19 protein-coding genes are annotated in these 21,053 nt (G+C 55.4%); 18 read left to right on the plus strand and 1 reads right to left on the minus strand.

The annotated features are described in order from the left end of the window. Window positions 1-557 precede the first annotated feature (557 nt). The 8 genes from EDM56_RS15900 (at window position 558) to EDM56_RS15935 (ending at window position 8,120) form a co-directional block, all read left to right on the plus strand. On the plus strand, window positions 558-1,301 hold the full coding sequence (locus tag EDM56_RS15900) for a GntR family transcriptional regulator (protein WP_246009403.1): 744 nt from the start codon (window positions 558-560) through the stop codon (window positions 1,299-1,301). Then, complete coding sequence (locus EDM56_RS15905) at window positions 1,210-2,340, plus strand: PfkB family carbohydrate kinase (RefSeq protein ID WP_246009404.1); 1,131 nt, start codon at window positions 1,210-1,212, stop codon at window positions 2,338-2,340. Before EDM56_RS15900 ends, EDM56_RS15905 begins: the two co-directional genes overlap by 92 nt. A gap of 64 nt (window positions 2,341-2,404) precedes the next feature. Continuing rightward, the gene (locus EDM56_RS15910) at window positions 2,405-3,721 is read left to right on the plus strand and encodes an ABC transporter substrate-binding protein (RefSeq protein WP_122918865.1); all 1,317 of its coding nucleotides are present in this window, start codon (window positions 2,405-2,407) and stop codon (window positions 3,719-3,721) included. Window positions 3,722-3,734: 13 nt separating this feature from the next. After that, window positions 3,735-4,619: a carbohydrate ABC transporter permease gene (locus EDM56_RS15915; protein ID WP_122918866.1), complete on the plus strand. Its 885-nt coding sequence runs from the start codon at window positions 3,735-3,737 to the stop codon at window positions 4,617-4,619. 14 nt (window positions 4,620-4,633) lie between these two features. After that, on the plus strand, window positions 4,634-5,470 hold the full coding sequence (locus tag EDM56_RS15920; RefSeq protein ID WP_246009405.1) for a carbohydrate ABC transporter permease: 837 nt from the start codon (window positions 4,634-4,636) through the stop codon (window positions 5,468-5,470). A gap of 87 nt (window positions 5,471-5,557) precedes the next feature. Further along, the gene (locus EDM56_RS15925) at window positions 5,558-6,556 is read left to right on the plus strand and encodes an SIS domain-containing protein (protein ID WP_122918867.1); all 999 of its coding nucleotides are present in this window, start codon (window positions 5,558-5,560) and stop codon (window positions 6,554-6,556) included. A 43-nt stretch (window positions 6,557-6,599) separates the two neighbouring features. Then, complete coding sequence (locus EDM56_RS15930) at window positions 6,600-7,433, plus strand: TIM barrel protein (RefSeq protein ID WP_122918868.1); 834 nt, start codon at window positions 6,600-6,602, stop codon at window positions 7,431-7,433. 18 nt (window positions 7,434-7,451) lie between these two features. Continuing rightward, window positions 7,452-8,120 carry an HAD family hydrolase gene (locus tag EDM56_RS15935; protein ID WP_122918869.1) on the plus strand — a complete coding sequence of 223 codons (669 nt, stop codon included), beginning with the start codon at window positions 7,452-7,454 and terminating at the stop codon, window positions 8,118-8,120. Window positions 8,121-8,193: 73 nt separating this feature from the next. On the opposite strand, the gene EDM56_RS15940 is transcribed toward EDM56_RS15935, so the two are convergent. Beyond that, the gene (locus EDM56_RS15940; protein WP_122918870.1) at window positions 8,194-8,433 is read right to left on the minus strand and encodes an NAD(P)-binding domain-containing protein; all 240 of its coding nucleotides are present in this window, start codon (window positions 8,431-8,433) and stop codon (window positions 8,194-8,196) included. A 229-nt stretch (window positions 8,434-8,662) separates the two neighbouring features. Here EDM56_RS15940 and EDM56_RS15945 point away from each other — a divergent pair, with 229 nt between their 5' ends. The 10 genes from EDM56_RS15945 (at window position 8,663) to EDM56_RS15990 (ending at window position 20,929) form a co-directional block, all read left to right on the plus strand. Then, window positions 8,663-10,000: an ABC transporter substrate-binding protein gene (locus tag EDM56_RS15945; RefSeq protein WP_122918871.1), complete on the plus strand. Its 1,338-nt coding sequence runs from the start codon at window positions 8,663-8,665 to the stop codon at window positions 9,998-10,000. A gap of 126 nt (window positions 10,001-10,126) precedes the next feature. Further along, the gene (locus EDM56_RS15950) at window positions 10,127-10,981 is read left to right on the plus strand and encodes a carbohydrate ABC transporter permease (protein ID WP_122919203.1); all 855 of its coding nucleotides are present in this window, start codon (window positions 10,127-10,129) and stop codon (window positions 10,979-10,981) included. Beyond that, entirely contained in the window at window positions 10,978-11,787 is an 810-nt protein-coding gene (locus EDM56_RS15955; protein WP_122918872.1) for a carbohydrate ABC transporter permease, read from the plus strand. The genes EDM56_RS15950 and EDM56_RS15955 overlap by 4 nt, the downstream gene beginning before the upstream one ends. 18 nt (window positions 11,788-11,805) lie before the next feature. Further along, the gene (locus tag EDM56_RS15960) at window positions 11,806-12,567 is read left to right on the plus strand and encodes a DeoR/GlpR family DNA-binding transcription regulator (RefSeq protein WP_122918873.1); all 762 of its coding nucleotides are present in this window, start codon (window positions 11,806-11,808) and stop codon (window positions 12,565-12,567) included. A 37-nt stretch (window positions 12,568-12,604) separates the two neighbouring features. Then, complete coding sequence (locus EDM56_RS15965; protein ID WP_122918874.1) at window positions 12,605-13,462, plus strand: class II fructose-bisphosphate aldolase; 858 nt, start codon at window positions 12,605-12,607, stop codon at window positions 13,460-13,462. A gap of 26 nt (window positions 13,463-13,488) precedes the next feature. After that, entirely contained in the window at window positions 13,489-14,583 is a 1,095-nt protein-coding gene (locus tag EDM56_RS15970; protein WP_122918875.1) for a bifunctional phosphoglucose/phosphomannose isomerase, read from the plus strand. Then, window positions 14,580-15,515 carry a 1-phosphofructokinase family hexose kinase gene (locus EDM56_RS15975; protein WP_122918876.1) on the plus strand — a complete coding sequence of 312 codons (936 nt, stop codon included), beginning with the start codon at window positions 14,580-14,582 and terminating at the stop codon, window positions 15,513-15,515. The genes EDM56_RS15970 and EDM56_RS15975 overlap by 4 nt, the downstream gene beginning before the upstream one ends. 25 nt (window positions 15,516-15,540) lie before the next feature. Further along, complete coding sequence (locus EDM56_RS15980; RefSeq protein WP_122918877.1) at window positions 15,541-16,545, plus strand: ROK family protein; 1,005 nt, start codon at window positions 15,541-15,543, stop codon at window positions 16,543-16,545. Then, on the plus strand, window positions 16,542-19,640 hold the full coding sequence (gene ebgA / locus EDM56_RS15985; RefSeq protein WP_122918878.1) for a beta-galactosidase subunit alpha: 3,099 nt from the start codon (window positions 16,542-16,544) through the stop codon (window positions 19,638-19,640). The genes EDM56_RS15980 and ebgA overlap by 4 nt, the downstream gene beginning before the upstream one ends. A 290-nt stretch (window positions 19,641-19,930) precedes the next feature. Further along, entirely contained in the window at window positions 19,931-20,929 is a 999-nt protein-coding gene (locus EDM56_RS15990; protein WP_122918879.1) for a histidinol phosphate phosphatase domain-containing protein, read from the plus strand. The last annotated feature ends 124 nt before the right edge of the window (window positions 20,930-21,053 follow it).

Consider the following 21,053-nt stretch of genomic DNA (forward strand, 5'->3'; position numbering starts at 1 on the left):
ATTGCATTGTCATTTGCTTGCATTTCGTAAAAAGGTTGGAGGGGGAGAGATAGCTTTTTGATCCATTTTGGTGAGGGGGTGATTTCGTTTTCTTAGGCTGCGTCAGGTGGATCGTCTCATTTCATCGTGGTGAATGTCGATTCGTATGCTCATTTTTCTTTGTCTATCGATTCCCAATCGTAGTGCGCAAGCAGGATGCAACGTGAACTCGTTTTGGCTGTCCGTCATTGGAACAACCTTATATCTCATCCCCATCAAGTTTGCCTCCAATAAACCTTTTATGGTCACTTGCTCTTTCTCTATTGATACTTTCTTTTATATGAATCCGCGCCGGCAGTTGCTTGGACGAATGGGGGATATGGCGAAAAATACACTCGTGGAAGGAAAACCGTCGCGGTGCTAACTCTTTTTTCTTACCGTTAATACACGAGTGACAACGTCAAAACCCAACTATTGACAAATAAATCTGAATTGTATAATATTTCCTTACGAGGTATATACCACCACAAGTTACGGTTGAAGTGGTATATACCAGATGAAATTAGGAGCAGTAGCGTATGGAAAAGCACATGGGCAAGGAATGGGATACCGTTCCATTCTACAAGCAGTTGAAGGACAAGATTGCAGCGGACATTGCGAGCGGACAGCTAAAGCAAGGCGACAAGCTTCCGTCCGAGCGCGATCTGGCGGATCAGTTCCAGATCAGCCGTATGACGGCGCGCAATGCCATCGCAATATTAGAGCGTGAAGGCTTTGTGGAGCGACGGATCGGCGTCGGCACGTTCATTGCCCGCCAGCGCATCGAGATGGATTTCGTCACCTTCAACAGCTTCACCAAGACGATGCTGGAAAAAGGGCTTGTACCTGGAACGAAAAAGCTGCACGTCCGCAAAGACAAAGCTCAGGCAGCATTGGCCACGCAGCTGGGGATCGAGGAAGGCGAGGAGATCATCGTCATCCGGCGCCTGCGGATGGCCAACGCGCAGCCGATGTGCGTGGAAGAATCACTGATTCCGTATCGGTTCTGTCCCGGCATTGAGGCGTACATCGCCGACGATGTTTCACTCTATCGCATCCTGGAAGAGCAGTATGGCATCGTTTTGATCGGCGCAGACCAGTACATGCAGGTCGTCATGCCCGATGAAGAGGAGCGGAAGCTTTTGAAAATCAAAAAGGAGCTTCCCTGTCTGCTTCTGGAAGCGATCGCGTATGAGCAAGGGGGGCGGGCGATCGAATATTCCCGCTCGACCACGCGAAGCGATCGGGTCAAATTTTACACAAGGCTCAATCTGGATCAATAGCGATCGCTGGCTGCTCGCCTATCCGATGCGGCAGCCGGACAATCGCTCGATGATAAAAAAGGACGCCGAACAAGGGAGCGAGCAAAAAAATTTACGTTACGTGGTATATACCAATTTTCTGCAAGATACGACATACGCTGTGATCCTACGAAAAATCGGCGGCATAAAAGAGACTGGGGGAATTGGCATGGGGGGTCAATTGAAAGTGCTTGGGGCTGGCGACAACGTGGTCGATCAGTATATCCACACAGGGATGATGTATCCGGGCGGGAATGCTTTGAATTTCAGCGTCTACGCCAAGCAGCTGGGTGCGCATGCGGCGTACATGGGCGTATTCGGCGACGATCGGGCGGCACGGCACATCCAGGACGTGCTTACGCAACTTGGCATCGACATCTCTCGCTGCCGCTCCCATCCAGGAGAAAACGGGTATGCACAGGTGAACCTCGTCGATGGGGACCGCGTGTTTGTCGGCGGCAACAAAGGCGGTGTGCAGCATGATCATCCGCTGCGACTGGACGGCGACGATCTTCAGTATATGAAGCAATTCGAGCTCATTCACTCCAGCTGCTACAGCGATCTCGGCACAGCGGAGCTAGCCAAAATTCAAAGCACCGGCATCCCCCTCTCCTACGATTTCTCCAGTGACTGGGACCCGCGCGAGCTTGAAGAGCGCTGTCCGTACGTATTTTGCAGCCTGCTATCCTGCGGCCATCTCGATGATAGCGAGGTCCAGGAGACGCTGCGGCTTGCCCACCGATCCGGCAGCCCGCTCGCACTCGCAACGATGGGATCGCGCGGCGCGGTGCTCTACGATGGCGAACGCTTTTACCGGCAGGAGCCGCACAAAGTTGTACCTGTCGATACATTGGGTGCCGGAGACGCTTTTTTTACCGCCTTCATCCTCCACTATCTCAGCGGGAAAAAAGAGCAGCAGGACGATGGGACATTGCTTCCTTCGAGTCTCGCGGCAGCAGCGCAATTCGCCGCACAAGCATGTCTTTGCGATGGGGCATTCGGTCACGGGATCGCGCTTTGATCAGGCGCACTCCGTGTTTCTAATGAAAAGCGACAAGATTTCATGAAAAAGGGGAGGATTTATCATGAAGTTGAAGTTGAACAAAAGGACAGGCGCGGTTTTGACCGCGTTTGCGCTGGTGGCAAGCTCGCTTGCCGGATGCTCCCAAAGCTCGCAGCCAGCGTCGTCCGGTGATGCCGGCGGCCAAATCGAGCTGAAGTTTCTGGAAAAGTGGCCGCAGCCGCAGTATGCTCCCTATTTTGAGGAGATCGTCAAGGAGTTTGAAAACGCCAATCCAACGATCAAAATCAAAATGGAAGCGGTAGCGGATGAGCCGATCAAAGACAAGCTGCGCGTCATCATGGGCGGCGGCGATGTGCCGGACATTACCTTCTCCTGGTCGGGCGAATTCGCCCGCAAGTTCGTCCGCTCCGGCGCAGCGATGGATTTGACGTCCGCCCTCAACGAAGATCCCGACTGGAAAAATAGCTTCATCCCCGCATCGCTCACACCTTTTGTCTCCAACGGGAAAAATTACGGCATCCCGCTCCGCTTCAACGGCAAGTTTTTCATCTATAACAAAGAGATATTCGCCAAATACAATCTGCAAAAACCGAAGACGTGGGAAGAGTTCATGGTGATCTGTGACACGTTGAAGCAAAACGGCGTCGCACCGATCATCCTGGGCAACGAAAGCCCGTGGGCATCCATCCACTATTTGACCGGATTGAACCAGAAACTGGTCGACCAAAACGTCCGGATGAAAGATTACGATCCGAAAACGGGGGAATTCTTGGATCCCGGTTATGTCAAGGCGTTGGACTATTTGAAGTCGTTGCAGGACAAAGGCTATTTCGCCCCCAATGCCAATTCCACTTCGCACGATATGGCGACACAGCAGTTTTATATCGGCAAGGCCGCGATGTTTTATGTCGAGCTGGAAGAATTCCCGGAGATCGAGAAAAACATGAAAGGAAACTGGGACTTTTTCCTGATGCCCGCAATCGCCGAAGGCAAAGGAAACCAAAACTTCGTCACCGGCGCTCCCGACGGCTTCATCGTCTCCTCCAAAACCGCGCATCCGAAAGAGGCGATGCAGTTCCTCAAATTCCTCACCAGCAAAGCGAGTGCGGAAAAAATGGTCAAGATGCTGGGCTGGCCGAGTCCGATCATCGGCGCGACCAACGAGCAGACGGCGCTCAAGCAAGTGGCGGACGGTGTAAACATGATGAAAGAAGCGGAAGGAATGGCCGAATGGCTCGATACGGATGTGCATGCGAAAGTGGCTGACACGTATTTGGTGAACCTGCAGGAGCTGTTGAACGGGACGAAAACGCCGGAGCAGGTCATGAAGGAAGTCCAGGCGACCGCCAAGGAAGTGTCCACCGAGACAGGCCAGTAGGGAGGGGGAGCATGTGAATGCGTATCGCAATCAAAAGGTCGCTCTCCTCTACGTGCTGCCAGCAGCGGCGCTGGTCCTCGTGTTCATTTTCATCCCGATTTTGCTGAATTTTTATTACAGCCTGTACCGCTGGAGCGGTTTTTCCGATACGCACGTATTCGTTGGGCTGGACTACTATGTACGGCTCGCAAAAGATCCTGTTTTCTACACTGCGCTTGGCAACAACGTGCTTTATGCGATCATCTCGCTTGTCTTTCAAGTGGGTGGCGGGCTTGTGCTGGCGGCGATTCTCGAAGAAAAACTGGTGCGCCGCATGCAGCCGTTTTTCCGCACCGTGTTTTTCCTACCCTCGGTCATTTCCATCGCGGTGGTCGGGCTGATGTGGCAGTTCATCTACAACCCGGACGTCGGGCTGGTCAACGGGGCTCTGCGTGGAGTTGGGCTTGCCGATTGGGTCCATGCCTGGCTGGGGGACAGCCAGACCGCCATCTATGCGGTGATTGCAGTTTCCCAGTGGCAGTACACCGGCTACATCATGCTCTTGTTCCTGCTCGCGATGCACAAAATCCCAGTGGAGCTGTACGAGCAGGCATCGATCGATGGTGCCGGTGGCTGGCGACGGTTTTGGCACATCACTGTTCCACAGGTGAAGGAAATGCTGCTGGTGACGGCGACCATCACCGTGATCGGCGCGTTCAAGGTGTTCGATGAGGTGTACATCATGACGGCGGGCGGTCCAGGCCGCTCGACAGAGGTGCTCGGCACCATGCTCTACCGCGCCGCTTTCCGCAATGACGAGATGGGCTACGCGACGACGATCGCAACAGTTGTGTTCCTGATCACATTCATCCTGTCGTATGTGCAGATCAAATTATCCAAAACAGGCCAAGAGAGCTGAGAGGGGGGATCGCGGTGAACAAAAGCGTCATCTGGAACAAGGTGTGGGTGGGCGGCGTCCTGGTCTGGTTTTCCGTTTATGCCATCTGCATCGTCTATCCTCTCTTGTGGCTTGTCATGAACGGACTGAAGTCGAACAACGACTTTTTCCTCAATGCGTGGTCGCTGCCCGAGACATGGCTGTGGAGCAACTACAAGGCGGCATGGAATGCAGGCATCGGACGGTATTTTTTCAACAGCGTGCTGGTTACCTGCGTCTCTGTGTTTTGTATCCTGCTGATCGCTTCCATGGCTTCCTTCGCACTCAGCCGTTTTGAATTCAAGGGCAAAAACCTACTCTTCCTGCTGATTTTGAGCGGCTTGATGCTAGCGCCGCAGGTCAGCCTAATCCCGCTCTACAAGATGCTGCAGCTTTTCGGCATATACAATACGTATTTGGCGCTGATCGTGCCGTATGTGGCCTTTCAGATTCCGTTCGCGGTGTTTCTGATGCGCTCCTATTTTCTTTCGCTGCCAAAAGAGGTGGAGGAGTCAGCCTTCATGGACGGCTGCAGCACGTGGCAGGTGTTCTGGCACATCATCCTGCCGATGAGTCGTCCGATCATTGCGTCTACCGCGTTGCTGACGGCGATGGCGATCTGGAATGAGTTTATGTTCGCGATGGTGTTCGTCGAGGATAGTGCGCTGCGGACGATTCCGGTCGGGCTGATGAACTTGCGCAGCCAGCTCAACACCAATTTCGGCGTCCAACTGGCAGGCCTCGCCATCTCGGCTGCACCGATGGTCATCGCCTTCTTGCTTTTCCAGAAGCAATTCATCCGCGGGCTATCCGCGGGAAGCGTCAAAGGTTAATGGATCCGGGTTTTCCTGCTCGGCTCTCTTTTTGGGTCGAGTGGTATATACCATATAACGTGTTAAAAAGGAAAGGGGAATGTAACCATGAATGCGCAAATCCAAAATGCTTTGAACCCAGATGTAGCGAAGGTGCTTGAGGCGGTCCAAGGCCGCAGCCTCGACCGGATCTTTTTCGTCGCGTGCGGCGGTTCGTCCGCACTGATGTATCCGAGCAAATACGTGCTTGATCGCGAAGCGAAAACGATCGCTTCCGACGTATACAATGCCAATGAATTCATTCACCGCAACCCGGCAACGCTCGGCGAAGGCTCGCTCGTCATCCTGTGCTCGCACTCCGGCGGCACCAAGGAGACGGTGGCGGCCGCCCGTTTCGCCCGTGAAAAAGGCGCGCTGACCGTATCTCTTACAGCCAAACCCGAATCGCCGCTGGCCGAGGCTTCCGAATTCGTGATCAAGTATGAAAAAGCCAGCTATTTCGATGAAACGGTCGCGAAAAACTCCGATTTTTACCTGATGTATCAGCTGGTGACAGGCGTTCTGAACCACAAGGAAGGCAATGCGCTCTTTTCAGACATGGTGGAGAGCCTGGAGAATCTCGGCACCGTCTATGAAAAAACGAAAGCCCAGTTCCTCGACCGTTCCAAATCGTTCGGCGAAACGTACAAGGACGCCTCGATCATCTACACGATGGCAAGCGGCTCCAACTACTGCGCGGCTTACATGTTTGCAGTATGCATCCTGATGGAGATGCAGTGGATTCACTCCCATCCGATCCATGCGGGCGAGTATTTCCACGGACCGTTTGAAGTGTTGACGCCGGAAGTACCGTTCATCATGCTGCTCGGCCTGGATGAGACGCGACCGCTGGAAGAGCGTGCCCTTGAATTCTCCCGCCAGTACAGCGACAACCTGATCGTGATCGACGCCAAAGAGTTCGACATGGAGGGCATCGCGGACAGTGTGAAAGGCTACATCGCGCCGCTTGTCTTGAACAAAGTGCTTGGCGTTTACGCGACCGCGATCGCGACGGCCCGGAACCATCCGCTTGAAACGCGCCGCTACATGGGCAAAGTCCCGTATTGATAAGCGAAGCGATCATCCGCGTGCAGGAAAGGAGGCCGGGGGTGTGACCCGACTGTCGCGCTCGCAAATCACTGGGATGAATTTTCACTATATCCACTATCCGCTCGCGCACTTCCTCGATGCGATGTCACGTCTTCACGTGACTCGCATCGAGCTGTGGGGAGCGGAGCCTCATTGCTATGTGGAGGAGCTTGGCGCTGGCGAGATCCGGGCGATCAGGCAAATGGCTGCGTCGCGCGGCCTTTCCATCGTCTGCTTCACGCCCGAGCAATGCATGTACCCGATCAATCTCGCTGCGGCTGAAACCGAATGGCGGGAGCGCAGCATCCGTTATTTCGAAAAATCGATTGCGGCCGCAACGGAGCTGGAATCCCCGTATGTACTGGTTACGCCAGGCTGGGGCTATCGCTGCGAGCCAGCCGAAGAGGCGTGGAAGCGGTCGCGCGACTCGCTGGAACGGCTGGCGCATACCGCGAGCGGTCAAGGCGTCACCTTGGCGCTGGAGCCGCTTACGCCAGTGGAATCCAATCTGGTGAATGACGCCAAGACGCTTGGTCGGATGCTGCAAGAGATTTCCTCGCCACAGCTCAAAGGCATGCTCGACACCATCCCGATGGCCGTGAACGGGGAGTCGATACAGGAATATTTTCAGGCATTGGCGAAAGACCTTGTGCATATCCATTTTGTCGATGGGAATCCAGACGGACATTTGGCATGGGGAGACGGAAACCTTCCGCTCGCCAGCTACCTGCAGCAATTGGAGGAGAATGGGTACGCCGGATCGCTTTCGCTGGAGTTTACCTCCGCGCGCTACTGGATCAGCCCAGACGCGGCGGTGAATCAATCCCTCGACGCGTTGGCACCGTATATGGGATAAAGAGAGGGAGAGACAGTCATGGCTTGCAAGCGAGCGATTGTTTTTGATTTTGACGGGACGATTCTGGACACGGAAACGTCCCTGTTCCGTGCCTGGGTCAGCATGTACGAACGGTATGGCGCTAAGCTGGATGAGCAAATCTGGGGCTATTTCATTGGGACCACCGTGACGGACACAAGCCCGTATCAGATTCTCCGCGACCAGACAGAGGGGCTTCCGGATGAAGCGGTGATCGAGACGCAGATCAAGGACATGTACCGGGAATTGATGAAAGAAGAACAGCTTCGCCCAGGCGTCGGCGCCCTTATTGAGGAGGCCAAGCGGCGCAATCTGGAGCTGGCAGTCGCCTCCAGCTCCCCGTATGAATGGGTCAAGCGGCATCTCGACGAGTGGCACTTGACGCCGTGCTTTGGAGCAATCGCCACCGCCGACCACGTCAAACAGGTGAAGCCCGATCCTGCGCTGTATCGTCTTGCGCTTGCCCAGCTTGGCGTAGAAGCTACGGCGGCTGTCGCCATCGAAGACTCGCCAAACGGGGCTTTGGCGGCCAAACGCGCCAACATGTGCTGTGTGATCGTGCCGAATCCGGTGACGGCGCTTTTGACTTTCGGGGAGCATGATCATCGGTTGGATAGTTTGGAGCTGTTTGACTTTGATGTGCATGTGCCTAGCGTGCCAAATGAATAGCAAAGAATGGGGACGGCTGTCCGATGTGCAGGAGTTGTACGCATCGGACAGTTTTTTTTGCATGTGCTCGTTACTAGCTTGGATCGCGTCTAAGAATGCGCAAGCTGAAATTGCGTCCGAATTGAGGGGAGAGGATGCCCCAGAGAGAACCGATAGCGTTCTCGATTTTCTCCATGTTGGCCGAATCGCCCACATCGACGGGATCAAGACCGATTTCAGCCGATAATCGTCCAACGATTTCTTTTGCAGAAGCATCATCACCGCTCAAAAACGCCGTTGCATTGACCGAGCCAAACTGGGGCTCGGCCAGCACCCAAATGAGCTCGTGGCGGTTGGTATTTTGCCCATTGCGGAAAATTTTAAATTGTTTGACACTTATAAACGGCTATGCTAGGATGAAACCATTCGATAATTAAACGAAACAAAACGAAATATTAAAACGAAAGCGAAAGCAGGGGGAAACAGAAAAAGAGAAAAAAGCGAAAGCGAGAGGGAATTGTGGCAAAGGCTGTGGACAAATTCGGGGAAATGGATGTGAGCTGATGAAGAATTTCAAAGGGAAACTGATTGGAACATTGGCAGCTGTGGGATTGCTTGTAAGCGCTTGCGGAGGCGGCGGACAACAGGAAGCACAGACACAACCGGGTACAGGCACAACAACCGAGGGCACGAATGCGCAAGATAAAGGCGAAATTATCGTTTGGGCGTGGGACATCGCCGTCAAAGGGCTCAATGACGTCATCCCGCTGTTCAACAAAAAATATCCCGACATCAAAGTCAAAATCGACGAGGTGGGTTCAAGCGATGCCTATGACAAAGTGACGGCGGGGCTGAGCGCGGGCGGCGCAGGGTTGCCGGATGCCGTCCTAATGGAGTCCGAAGTATTGCCAGTATACACCTCTCAATTCCCGGACGGTTTTGCCGATCTGTCGGCGATGGGAGCGGATTCGTACAAGGAGAAAATCACGGCGACGAAATGGCCGCAATCCATTTCCAAAGGCAAGATCGTGGCTTTCCCGTGGGACCTCGGCTCCACCGGCGTTTTTTATCGCACGGACCTTTTTGAGGCTGCCGGCGTAAAAGCGGAAGAAATCGAAACGTGGGACGATTTCATTGCGGCTGGAAAGAAGATCAAGGAAAAAACGGGCAAGGCGATGCTCCCGGTGGACATTTCCAACGGAACCGCACTGATCTCGATGATGCTCAACCAGGAGGGTATCAGCTATTTCGATAACGATGGCGACATCATCCTCGGAAGCGACAAAGTTACGAAAGCGATGGCAAAGATCAAGGAGATGAACGACGCGGGACTGATCGCGAATGTGCAGGGCTGGGACGGCACGGTCACCGCAACGAAAAACGGCACGGTCGCGACGATTCCGTACGGTGTGTGGTATTCCGGCACGATCATGGACCAGGCGCCGGAAACGAAAGGGAAATGGGGCGTGTTCCTGCTCCCCGCTTTCGAGAAAGGCGGCAATCGCGCCTCAAATAACGGCGGCTCCGCCTTGGTCATCCCGGCAGCTTCTAAAAACAAGGAGATCGCCTACAAGTTCGTCGAGTTCGCGCTGACCGATGCAGAGTCGCAAATGCTGCTGATGAAAAAATATGGCCTGTTCCCTTCGCTGCTCGAAACGTACAAAGACCCGTTCTTTGATGCGCCCCAAGAGTTTTTCGGCAACAAGCCGATCTTCCGCCTGTTCGCCGACGAATCCGCCGCGATCCCGGCTGTGAATTATACGAGCGATTACCAGCGCGCAGCGAAGCATGTGGCAGACGCGCAAGCCAAGATTTTGCTGAGTCAAGGGGATGTAAAAGCGACGCTCGATGAGGCAGCCGAGCTGCTTTCGGTGGAGACACAGCGAAAGGTCAAACAGTAAGAGAAGGAGCAGAGCACCGTCGCATCTATGCATGACTCGCGCGGTGCTGCGATGGGGGCTTGTGTATGACGGCCCCCATCCGACATAGGGAGGATGGCAGTAGTGGAACCAATCAAACGCTTGCGGATGAAGTCAGGCATGACGCCGTACTTGTTCATCGCACCAGCCATTTTGCTGTTTCTCATTTTCACGGTTTATCCGGTGTTCCAGTCGCTTTTGCTCAGCTTTCAAGTGAAAAAGGAAGGGCAGATGATTTTCGGCGGCTTGGCCAATTACGCGCGCTTGCTGAACGACCCGTTATTTTGGGCGAGTGTGAAGAACACCTGCATCATCCTGGTCGTACAGGTGCCGATCATGACCTTTTTGGCGCTGATTCTCGCCGTATTGGTCAATGCGTCCTTCATTCGCTTCCGGTCGTTTTTCCGCATCTCGCTGTTCATGCCAGTCATAACGGCGCTGGTGGCGTATTCGATCGTGTTCAAAATCATCCTCGATGACAACTACGGCTTGCTCAACTATATGCTTGCAAGCATGGGCTTTTCGCGGATCGGCTGGCTGACGGACCCGTTTTGGGCAAAGGTATCGATTATTTTGGCCATTACATGGCGATGGACCGGTTACAATATGGTGATTTTCTTGGCAGGCTTGCAAAACATTCCGAAAGACATGTACGAGGCCGCCAGTTTGGACGGGGCGGGGTCTGGTCGGCAGTTTTTTGCGATCACGGTTCCGCAGATGAAGCCGGTGATCCTGTTCAGTGTCGTGCTTTCGACGATCGGCACCTTGCAGCTGTTCGACGAGCCGTACATTTTGACAAAGGGCGGACCGGCGAATGCGACGCTGACGATCACGCAGTATTTGTACCAGCAAGGCTTCAAGTTTTTCGATTTCGGCTACGCCTCGGCGATTTCCTATGTGCTGGTCATCATGATCGGGGTGCTGTCTTATGTGCAAATGAAATGGGCGGGTGATAAAGAGTGAAAAAGCTCTCGGTTTATACGCTGCTCCTCATCGCCACCGTCGTCTCACTCGTGCCGTTTTACTGGATGTTTATCAACGCCACACACCAAAGCGGCGAAATTTTCAGCGTGCCGCCGAATTTTTTGCCGGGCGATTCCTTGGTGGACAACTACACCAACCTGCAAGGGAACATCAACATTTCCGGCGTGATGATGAATTCACTGATCATTACGGTGATCTATACGGTCCTGAGTGTTTTGTTTTGCTCGATGGCAGGCTATGCGTTTGCCAAGTTCCGCTTTCGTGGGCGGGACCAGATTTTTTTCCTGCTGTTGCTCGCGATCATGATTCCGTCGCAAGTGACCTTGATTCCGTTGTTTCAAATGATGGTAAAATTGCAATGGCTCAATACATACCAAGCCGTGATTTTGCCAACGCTTGCGAATCCGTTCGGCATCTATCTCATGCGGCAAAACATGAAGGCGATCCCCGATGAGCTGCTGGAGGCGGCACGCGTGGACGGGTGCGGCGAATGGCGCATCTTTTTCACGATGATCTTGCCGGTGATGCGTCCGGCGCTGGCTGCGCTCGCCATCTTCATGTTCATGAGCCAATGGAACAATTTCGTCTGGCCGCTGTTGGTCATGAGCGATAAAAGCATGTACACCTTGCCGGTCGCGCTGTCGACACTGGTCGGGTTCACCCGGATCGATTACGGGCAGGTCATGCTGGGAACGACGATTTCGACACTGCCGATCATGGCATTTTTCCTACTTCTACAGCGACAGTTCATCTCAGGCCTGCTGGGCGGGTCGGTAAAAGGGTAACGAGAGGGAGGGTTTTCGATGCTGGCTGCGGAGAGGCATAGCAAAATATTGCAACAGCTTGAGCAAGACAAGACGGTGACCGTCGCACATTTAAGTCAAAGTCTGGACGTATCGGAGGTGACGATTCGCAAAGACTTGATCAAGCTGGAGAACGAGGGGCTCTTGACGCGCATCCACGGCGGGGCGACGACGACCAATTTTTTGCCGATGGAGCGCAGCTTTACCGAAAAGCTGGAGCAGCGCATGGAGGAGAAACGGGCGATTGCCCGCCAAGCGCTTACGCACATCCAGCCTGGCGATACGATCATTCTGGGCGTGGGGACGACGACGATGGAGCTGGCGAAGCTGCTGCATCACATAAGCGATTTGACGATCGTCACTAACGCAGTCAACATCGCGATGGAATTGAACATTCAGGGCAAGCACAACGTCATCTTGGTCGGCGGCGAAATGCGGCTGAAGTCGTATGCGCTGGTCGGTGCAGTTGCGGAGGATTGCTTGAAAAAGCTCTCCGTCTTCAAATGCTTTCTCGGAACGGACGGTATCCATCTGGACAACGGCATTACAACATTGGCTTTGGCTGAGGGCAAGATCAATCGGGTGATGATGGACCGCGCCCGCAAAGTCTACCTATTGGCGGATCACACCAAGTTCGGCGAAACGTATTTAACCCGCTTCGCGGAGCTTGGCGATGTGGATCGGATCATTACCGACCGGCTTGATGAAGCGGTCTGCCATGCGTATCAAGACCAAGGGGTCAAGATCGAGATGGCGATGTAGGCAAGCGTAAAGGAAGCAAAAGAGGGGCGGGAGTGGAATGGCACTTGTTTCTTCAACGGCGATGCTTACGCGTGCGCGCGAGGAAGGATACTGCATCGCTGCTTTCAACGTGCATACGCTGGAAATGCTGCAAGCGGTGGTAGAAGCGGCGGAGGAAGCGGAGGCGCCGCTGATTTTGCAGTCGACGGTAGGGACGGTGAAGCATTTGGGCGCAAGCTATATGGCGGCGATGGCAAAAGTGGCGGCAGCGTCGGCCAACGTCCCGATCGCGCTCCATCTCGACCATTGCCATGACGACGAATTGATTGCAGAATGCATAAAGGTTGGCTATACGTCTGTGATGATCGATGCATCCATGCATCCGTTCGCCGAAAACGTGGAGCGGACACGGCGGGTAGTGGAGCTGGCGGCGCGCCACGATGTCAATGTCGAGGCAGAGCTTGGCAAGGTCGGCGGGGTGGAGGACGATCTGGTCGTTGCCGACGCGGATGCGGTGCTGGCCGATCCGACCGAGTGCGAGGAATTCGTGCGGCTGACAGGCGTGAGTACGCTCGCCCCGGCGATCGGTACGGCGCATGGGATGTACAAAGGAGAGCCGCGAATTGATTTCACCCGGATCGGGGAGATAGCGGTACGGGTGGGCGTCCCGCTCGTGCTGCACGGCGGCTCCGGCATTCCACTCGAGCAAGTGAAGCGTGCGGTGTCGCTCGGGATGGCCAAAATGAATGTGGCGACCGAGCTGCGGATTGGCTTTTCCGATGCGATCAAGCAGGTGTTTGCCGAGAATCCGGACGAAAATGATCCGCGGACGTATATGAAGCGGGCCAAAGCAGCGGTCAAGTCGATCGCGCTCGCCAAGATGAGCATGTGCGGCTGCATTGGCAAAGCACGGTAATTTTACAGGGGAAAGGATGAATAGGCATGCGGGTCAATTTGGATGATGTGACCGTCTTGCAGCAGTTGGATACGATACGCGCAATCCGCGATACACAGGAGTACGACAAGCAGTTTCGGGAGGGGTGGCAATTGGCGCAAACGATCGACCTTCCCGCGTCGGGCAAAGCGGTGCGCAATGTGCTTGTTTTGGGCACGGGGGGCGGTTCGGCGGCGAGCGTCAATTTGCTGAAATCGTATCTGTTTGATGAGCTGCGTGTGCCGGTTCAGCTGAATCAAGGCTATACGATTCCCGCCTTCGTCAATGAAGAGACTTTAGTGATCGTCGTCTCGCATTCCGGCAATACGGAAGAGGTCGTCGCTTCTTATGAAGCTGCGATTGCGGTTGGCGCGCAGCTGTTTGCCATCACGGCTGGTGGAACGGTTTTGGCGATGGCCAAGGAGCATGGGCATCCTCATCTGTTAGTGCCCGGCGGCATGATGCCGCGCATCGCACTCGGGTACATTTTTCTGCCGATTTTGGCGGTTTTGATCAAAGTGGGGCTTTGCGCCAACAAAGAGGCGGAGGTCGACGAGCTGATCGCATTGTTTGCAAAATGGAGAGAGGCATACGGTCCCGAGGTGCCGACCGAGGAAAATGCGGCAAAGCAGATCGCGTTGGAAATGGACGGCTTGACGCCTGTCATTTACGGCACGCTGCCTTATTTCGATGCGCCTGCGTGGCGCTGGAAAAACCAGCTCGGTGAAAACAGCAAGGTCATGGCGTTCTGGAATGCCATTCCGAGTCTACACCACGACGAGGCAGTAGGCTGGGATGCCCCTGCCGCCATGCTGAAAGGGTATCATTTCACGTTGATTCAAGACGCGGAGGATAGTGAAAAGACGACGCGCCGCGTCCAAATCAGCGCGGAGATTTTGCGCGAGCGGGCAGGAGCGGTGCGTGTCGTGAGCTCAAGCGGGAGCTCACGGCTGGCCCGGTTGTTTTCCATCGTCTATTTGGCTGATTTCGTCTCGCTTTATGCGGCGCTGGTGCGCGGGGTCGACCCGACGCCGGTCGACGTGATCAATCTGTTCAAAAGTAAAATGGGCCAGCCGCTCGTGCAGGTACAGGTACGGCCATGATCGTCACGGTGACGCTGAATGCGGCGATCGATAAAACTTATGTGCTGTCGTCCTTTACAACGGGAGCCTTGCACCGTCCGCAGCAGGTGCTGAGCCTCGCAGGGGGCAAAGGGATCAATGTGGCTCGGGTGGCCCGCACGCTCGGGATTGAGGTGACGGCCACCGGCTTTATTGCTGGCTACAACGGCAAAATGATTGCGGAGGGGTGCGCTAAGCAAGCGATCACCCCCTCCTTTTGCGAAATTGCAGGTGAGTCGCGCACCTGCATGACTTTTCTTGATGCCAGCAGCGGATCGGTGACCGAAGTGCTGGAATCGGGGCCTGCGGTTGATCCGGAAGCATTCGCTTCCTTTCGCGCTCATCTCGGTAAGCTTGCGGCACAGGCACGCTATGTCGTGATGTCCGGCAGCTTGCCGCAAGGGCTTGTGGCGGATTCCTATAAGCTGCTGATCGAAGAAATCAAAGCGGCAGGTGCGATCCCTGTGCTGGACACCAGCGGAGAAGCGCTTGCCCGCGCCTTGCCAGCCGAACCTTTTCTGATCAAGCCGAACCGCGCGGAAGCGGAAGCGTTGCTTGGCTACCCGCTTGCGGATCTGGAAGCAAGGCGAAAGGCTGTAGCCGATCTGATGCGGCTCGGAGCGCGTCATGTGCTGCTCTCGCTAGGCGAAGAAGGCGCCCTGCTTGGTGGAGGGACCTTTTTATACGAATTGCCTGCGCTACCGCAAGGACCCGTCGTCAACCCGGTGGGCTGCGGCGATGCGCTTCTGGCGGGCGTCGTCACGGGGCTCGTGCGCGGCTATACCTTGGCAGAGGCCGCTACTTTGGGAATCGCCTGTGCGGCAACGAATGCGATGAGCCTGGGGGCAGGGGTCGTTCAAATTGCTGACGTGGAGCGGCTGTGGGAGCAAACAGTCTGCACAGCAGTGAAGTGACGAAGATGATAGGAGGGAGCGCCATTTGCGCTATGTAATCGGACTCGATGTAGGCGGAACGACGATGAAGGCTGCCGCTATGGATGAGACAGGGCGCATTCTCGCCCGCGGAGCGAAGGAAACAGGGCCGCTCGGCCGTCCTGAACTACTATTTGAGCGAATATTGGCACTGATCGAGGAGCTGCGCGGGGGCGCCGGCGTTCCCGTCGAGGCGGTGGGCATCGCCATTCCCGGTCCGTTCGATCCCAAGCGCGGGCTTTCGGTCCACTCGCCCAATCTCGGCTGGAAACAGGTCGATGTCCGTACGCCGTTGTCGGCGGGATGCGACCTGCCGCTTTATTTCGAGCACGATTTGCGGACGGCGACGCTGGGCGAGGCGACATTCGGCGCCGGGCGGAGTGTGGACAATATGATTTTTGCTCCGCTTGGCACCGGATTTGGCGCAGGTGTCTACAGTCAGGGACGCCTGCTCGCGGGGACGAGCGGCTTTTTTGGCGAAATCGGGCATGTCACGGTTGCTGGCAATGATGCGCGCTGCAACTGCGGCAAAATCGGCTGCGTCGAAACAATCGCGTCCGCATCAGGCATCGCCCGGCTGGCCCGTGAGGAATTGGAACGGCTGCTGCAGCAGGATGCGGAATTGGCACAAAAGAGTCCATTGTATCTGCTGGCAGGGGGCGATCTGGCAGCGATCACCGCTTCCGTCGTGGCACAAGCGGTGAAGGCGGGCGATCAGGCTGCCCACAGTGCTTGGCGTGCGGCATGCGAGGTGATCGGCTGGGCGCTCGCCATTTTGATCAACCTGTTCGGTCCACAAAAAGTGATAGTTGGCGGAGGGGTCAGCAAAGCGGGAGAGTTGCTGCTTGAGCCGGTGCGTTGCAGTGTGGAGCGGCATGCGATGGCGACGCTGTACGATTGCGTGGAAATCAGCATCGCCGAGTTAGGGGCGGATGCCGGCATTCTCGGCGCCGGCGCGCTTGCGCTGCAAAGCCATTCGGATGGGGAGAAGAGGGGAGCGATTTTACGATGAAGCGAGACTATGATTGGGAAAATCACCGGCTGCTGCAGCGCAACCGCTTGTCGGGGCGCGCGTATTTCATCCCGTATTCGGATGTTGCGTCCGCGCTCACTTTTGAACGGGGCAACTCGCCTTGGTTTCGCCTGCTCAACGGTAGCTGGCAGTTTTTCTATGCACCATCACCAGTGGCGGCTCCGGCCGATTTCCACCGGAATGACTATGACGCAAGCGAGTGGGTTACAGTGCAGGTGCCGCACATGTGGCAGCTGGATGGGTACGGCAAGCCGCATTATACCGATGTCGATTATCCGTTTCCAACGGATCCCCCGCTCGTTCCATCGGACAATCCGACTGGCTGCTACCGCCGCACCTTCCATCTGCCCGCCGATTGGACGGATCGGCGAGTGATCCTCCGTTTTGAAGGGGTGGACAGCGCCTATCATGTCTGGGTGAACGGACAGGAGGCAGGTTACAGCCAAGGCAGTCGACTGCCAGCGGAGTTCGACATCACCGCCCATTTGCAGCCGGGAGAAAATACACTAGCTGTCCGCGTGTACCAATGGTCGGACGGCACGTATTTGGAAGATCAAGATATGTGGTGGCTCTCCGGTATTTTCCGCGACGTTTCGCTGTTTGCCAGGCCACAGCTATCGCTTGCCGATTTTACGGTGCGCACGGAATTGGACGCGCGGTACGAGGATGCAGTCTTGCGGATATCGGCACGCGTCGCCGATGCCGTAGGGAGCGGATTCGTTCTCCGCTATGTGCTGCTCGATGCTGAGGGAGCTGCTGTTGATACGGGAACATGTGAGGTGACAGGCGGTGCTTCGGACGGGGAGGTTGTGTGCGAAGCGGCGGTTGCGCTCTCAGCTGTGCACAAATGGTCGGCAGAGCAGCCTTACTTATACTGCTTGCTCCTTAGTCTGGAAAATGAAGCGGGCCAAATCAGCGAGGTTGTACCTTACAAAGTCGGCTTTCGCCAAATCGAGGTCAAAGACGGCAACTTTTTCGTCAACGGGGTGGCGATTTTGCTAAAAGGGGTGAATCGCCACGACCATCATCCCGATTTCGGCCGGGCGTGTCCGTATGAAACGATGAAGCAGGACGTGCTCTTGATGAAGCAGCATAACATCAATGCGGTGCGCACGTCCCATTATCCGAACGACCCGCGCTTTTATGACCTGTGCGATGAGTACGGGCTGTACGTGATGGATGAGGCCGATCTGGAGACGCACGGCTTTGAAAAGCTCGGCTGCTACAACCGATTAAGCGACGATCCCGACTGGCAGGAAGCCTATCTCGACCGAGTGCAGCGGATGGTGGAGCGCGACAAAAACCACGCCTCGATCATCATATGGTCGATGGGCAACGAATCCGGCTTCGGCGGCAATTTCGTGGCGATGTCCGCCTGGTGCAAGGAGGCGGACCCGACGCGCCTCGCGCATTATGAAGAAGACCGGGATGGCGTCTTTTGCGATGTGTTTTCCACGATGTATTCGTCTCATGAAAAAATGGCCGAATTCGGAGCGATGGAGCATCTGGACCGGCCGCACATTTTATGCGAATATGCCCATGCGATGGGCAACGGCCCTGGGGGTCTTAAGGAATACGCCGAGCTGTTCGATGCGTACAAGCGGCTGCAAGGCGGCTTTGTCTGGGAATGGATCGACCATGGCATCAGCCACACGCTGCCGGATGGGCGCAAGCATTTCCGCTATGGTGGAGATTATGGCGACGTGCCGAACAACGGTAATTTTTGCATCGATGGGCTGGTGATGCCCGACCGTACCCCATCGCCAGGACTAATCGAGTTGAAAAAAATCATCGAGCCGGTGCGCGTCGATGCCGTCGAGCTTGCGAGCGGAACCGTGCGGATCACCAACCGCTACGATTTTATATCGCTTGATCATCTCGCCTGCACGTGGACGGTCAAGGCGGATGGCAAGCTGTTGCAAAAAGGGACGCTTGTGCTAGGCGAGCTTGCGGCAGGAGAGGGCTGTGTGGCTTCGATTCCGTATGTACGACCACACGCACCCCAGCCTCACACCGATTATTGGCTCGAGCTGCGCTTTACGCTCGCCGAGGAGAACGGCTGGGCGGCGACCGGGCATGAGGTGGCATGGGCGCAATTTTTGCTGCCCACACCGCCGCCAGCCGTAGTGCCACAAGCATCGATACAGCTGCTTGCACCGCTTACGCTGGAAGAGACGGAAGAAACGGCATGTATCAGTGGCGAAACGTTCTCGCTCGTGTTCAACAAGCGGACGGCCACCATCGATTCGTGGAGCTTCGCTGGCAAAGAGCTGCTCCACAGAGGCCCCAAGCTGAACTTTTGGCGGGCCCCGATCGACAACGACATGTATGTGGTCAAAGAGTATGAAAAGGCGTTTTTGCACATGCTTCAGGAGCGCATTAATGAGGTGCGTGTGGAGCAGCCCGCTGCGGATACGGTGCAAATCAGCTGCAGCCTGCGCATTGCGCCACCGGTGTGGGACTGGAAGCTTGCCTGCGAGTGCGTGTACACGATTCGCGGAAATGGGGAAGTGAGCATCGAGGTGACGGGCACACCTCACGGCAGCGTTCCAGCATCGCTGCCGCGGATCGGCTTTGCGATGCATCTTGCCAAAGAGCTCGATCAGGTGGCTTGGTATGGGCGAGGATCGGGCGAAAGCTATGCGGACAGCAAAGAGGCAAGTCGATTCGGCGTATACGCCCGCTCGGTCGACGAGCTGTTCACCAACTACGTATATCCGCAGGAAAACGGCAACCGCTCCGATGTGAAATGGCTATCGATCGCAGATGCGCGCGGAATCGGCCTGCTTGCGGCAGGTGCACCGAGCCTTGCGTTCAGCGCCCATCGCTACACGGCCGACGATCTACAGCAGGCGAGGCATACGACAGATCTCGTGCCGCGCGATTTCATCACGCTCAACCTCGACTATCGCCAAAACGGACTCGGTTCAAACAGCTGCGGGCCGGGACAGCTCCCCGCGTACAAGCTGACGGCTGAGCCTTTCCGCTTCCGTTTCATCCTGAAAGTCTTCGACCAAAATACGATTTCGCCTGCAGGGGCAAGCAAAGCGCTCCTGCAAAGCCTGGCTCTCTAGCGCCAGGCTTTTTTTGTTTGCAGCGAGTGTTTTCTTAACGATTTCGCCATACCAACTTAACGGAAAAAACATTTTAAACTTAGTGGCACATGCGTATATAATAGAAACATCCAAATAAAAACCACAAAAAGATAATGAAAAACAACAAAAACAACGAGTGTAACGAAGTGGGGACGCATCATAAACATGGGGCTACACATCACACGGCACGAGGCTGCAGTCCCCATGAATGGGTGCAACCGTCGTTTCATCGGATAAACAGAAAAAACCACAGAGAGGAGGCAACAAACGTGAAAGTAGACTATCATGTGCATCTGGAGGAAGGGCCGTATTCGGTCAGGTGGTGGCAGCGGACGGCGGAAGCTTTGCAGGCGTTCTCACCCATTGCGGAAGAGAAGCATACGCTCGCGTGGATGGAGCAGCTTTCGGAACGGATGGCCGCCCGCATCCGCAAAGGTGCCTACTCGCAGGAGTGGCTCGACCTGTACCGTATCCGGGCCAAGGAGCTGGGACTTACACAGGTCGGAATCGTTGACCATTTGTACCGGTTTACAGAGTTCAAGCCGTATTTCGAGCAGCATATGCATTTGGCGGACGATCAATTGGGGCGCATGCAGCGCATTTGGCTCAACCAAGTGTGCACGTCTTCTCTCGATGATTTCGTTGCTTTCATCACCGAACAAAAAGCGATCTGGGCCGAGGATGGGCTGACACTGCGGCTTGGACTGGAAGCAGATTACTTTTTGGGCGGCGAGACGGTGCTCCGTCCGATCATCGACAAGTATCCGTGGGATCACATCATCGGTTCGATTCATTTCGTCGACGGTTGGGGCTTTGACAACCCGGAGGCGGTCGAGCGGTTTGACCAGTCCGACTTGCGCGAGCTGTATGAGAAGCTGTTTGGCATGGTGGAAAGCGCGATTCGCTCCGGTCTGTTCGATATCATCGCGCATCTGGACAATTTAAAGGTGTTCGGGCACCGGATCAGCGACGAGGAGCTCGTACCGCATTACCGACGGATCGCCCAGCTTCTGCAGGAGTATGGTATTGCCACAGAAATCAACACAGGGCTGTATTATCGCTACCCGGTGAAAGAAATGTGCCCTGCTTACAGCTTTTTGCAGCTGCTGCAGGAGCAAGGGGTGCCGATCACCACGTCTTCTGATTCGCATTTTCCCGATCATTTGGGCAGCTATTTGGGAGAAGCGCGGGCATTGCTGCGGCAGGCGGGGTACCGGGAGATCGCTACGTTTGAGTCGAGGGTAAGGAAGATGGTCGAGCTGGACTAATGTCTGGATGAAAAAAGGGCAGTTGAGGATGTGTGTGACGCCTCCGCTGTCCTTTTTGATTTGCTCAAACCTCTGGCACGCTCCTTGCAACGCAATTGTCATCGTGACGCACTCTTATGTACAA

Source organism: Brevibacillus fluminis, assembly GCF_003710825.1.
Lineage (GTDB): Bacteria > Bacillota > Bacilli > Brevibacillales > Brevibacillaceae > Brevibacillus_D > Brevibacillus_D fluminis.

Coding starts and splice junctions, on each gene's coding strand:
- ebgA (WP_122918878.1), top strand. CDS start 16,542: ATGAAGCGAGACTATGATTGGGAAAATCACCGGCTGCTGCAGCGCAAC.
- EDM56_RS15910 (WP_122918865.1), top strand. CDS start 2,405: ATGAAGTTGAAGTTGAACAAAAGGACAGGCGCGGTTTTGACCGCGTTT.
- EDM56_RS15970 (WP_122918875.1), top strand. CDS start 13,489: ATGCGGGTCAATTTGGATGATGTGACCGTCTTGCAGCAGTTGGATACG.
- EDM56_RS15945 (WP_122918871.1), top strand. CDS start 8,663: ATGAAGAATTTCAAAGGGAAACTGATTGGAACATTGGCAGCTGTGGGA.
- EDM56_RS15950 (WP_122919203.1), top strand. CDS start 10,127: ATGAAGTCAGGCATGACGCCGTACTTGTTCATCGCACCAGCCATTTTG.
- EDM56_RS15965 (WP_122918874.1), top strand. CDS start 12,605: ATGGCACTTGTTTCTTCAACGGCGATGCTTACGCGTGCGCGCGAGGAA.
- EDM56_RS15900 (WP_246009403.1), top strand. CDS start 558: ATGGAAAAGCACATGGGCAAGGAATGGGATACCGTTCCATTCTACAAG.
- EDM56_RS15925 (WP_122918867.1), top strand. CDS start 5,558: ATGAATGCGCAAATCCAAAATGCTTTGAACCCAGATGTAGCGAAGGTG.
- EDM56_RS15905 (WP_246009404.1), top strand. CDS start 1,210: ATGAGCAAGGGGGGCGGGCGATCGAATATTCCCGCTCGACCACGCGAA.
- EDM56_RS15960 (WP_122918873.1), top strand. CDS start 11,806: ATGCTGGCTGCGGAGAGGCATAGCAAAATATTGCAACAGCTTGAGCAA.
- EDM56_RS15935 (WP_122918869.1), top strand. CDS start 7,452: ATGGCTTGCAAGCGAGCGATTGTTTTTGATTTTGACGGGACGATTCTG.
- EDM56_RS15975 (WP_122918876.1), top strand. CDS start 14,580: ATGATCGTCACGGTGACGCTGAATGCGGCGATCGATAAAACTTATGTG.